Origin of the sequence: Paraburkholderia sp. EB58 (genome assembly GCF_050436665.1) — a bacterium.
Classification (GTDB): domain Bacteria; phylum Pseudomonadota; class Gammaproteobacteria; order Burkholderiales; family Burkholderiaceae; genus Paraburkholderia.
Genome location: NZ_JBNDMQ010000111.1, coordinates 1 through 1,115, shown reverse-complemented (window position 1 = coordinate 1,115; position 1,115 = coordinate 1). Strand labels below are relative to the sequence as shown.

The following is a 1,115-nucleotide window of genomic DNA, read 5'->3' as shown; positions in this document are numbered from 1 at the left end:
ATAGTAGAGATTCTGCGGATGCCGTGCTTCAGCGAAGAAAAACCAGCGCTCCGCCACCAGCCCCGCGTATTGCACGGCGCAGGCGGCACACAGCAGCCAGAACGACAGCGCAATCGACGCCACACTGCCGCCTAGCGCAATCAGCACGAGCGGTACCGCAAATGCACCAACGAGAAACGTCCACTTGATCCGTTGCAGCGTTTGCGGCGTCTTCCCGTGAAAGAACTCTCGCAGATTGAAGGCGCCGGCGGTAAAGCCGCGCGACTTCTGCTCGAGCTTCGCCGACTTGATCCCTGTTGCGCTCTGCACGGTCGATTTCGGCCGCAACCGCGCGTTGCGCATCAGCGATGCCACACGGCTTGCGCAACCTGCCAACGTCAGCACCCCCGCGCATACGGCGAGCCCCGCCACGAGCGACGGCGCGAACCACGCGGCGCAGGCCGTCGCAAACGTGAACCCTGACGCGCAACCGAGCAGCACAAAGTTGATCATCGTTAGCGGCGTGGCCCATTCCTGCAGGAAACGCAGGCACGCGTAGATCATCGAGGTACACACGAACAACACGGCACTCGCAAGTACGCCGAGTGCACCGATCGCGAGCGACCACGGCGAGCCGAACCAGTGCGCAACGCCATAAGCAAAAGCACCCGCAAGAAACACGGGCAGCGCCAGACATTCACGCGAAAGCCACGACGTCCGCCACATCGCGATGGCCCGCCATGCACGTTCGGGATGGCCAAGGTGGAAAAACGAGGCCAGCAGTCCGAGGCCGCCGAGCACGACCGCGAGTGCCGCGCCCAACACGAAGAACATTGGCGGCGGCGCGGAACTGGCGGCAATGAGTCCAAGGCGCTCGGCCATTTCGACGCCGAACAGTGCGATCAGCAAGCCCTGCCCTGCACCGCTCAGCGTGGTCAGAAACACCACGGAAAATGCGGGGTTCATGCGCCCCTCCCAAGACTCAGAATATTGAATACGCGATCGAGCATGCCGGAGACGGCACCACGCCGCTCGGCGTGAAGTTGCGCGTGCGGCATGGATGCATCAACAGCACCGGCGTCAGCCGGTATGGTTGCATCCGCAACCAAAGAGTCTGCCGTGTCCTGCGACTTGCA

General features: G+C 62.9%; 1 protein-coding gene. It reads right to left on the bottom strand.

Annotation, left to right across the window (positions count from 1 at the left end):
- Positions 1 to 945: dimethyl sulfoxide reductase anchor subunit family protein (locus P3T40_RS44950; protein WP_429274099.1), on the bottom strand; the 945-nt coding region annotated here is incomplete at its 3' end.
- Positions 946 to 1,115: the final 170 nt, after the last annotated feature.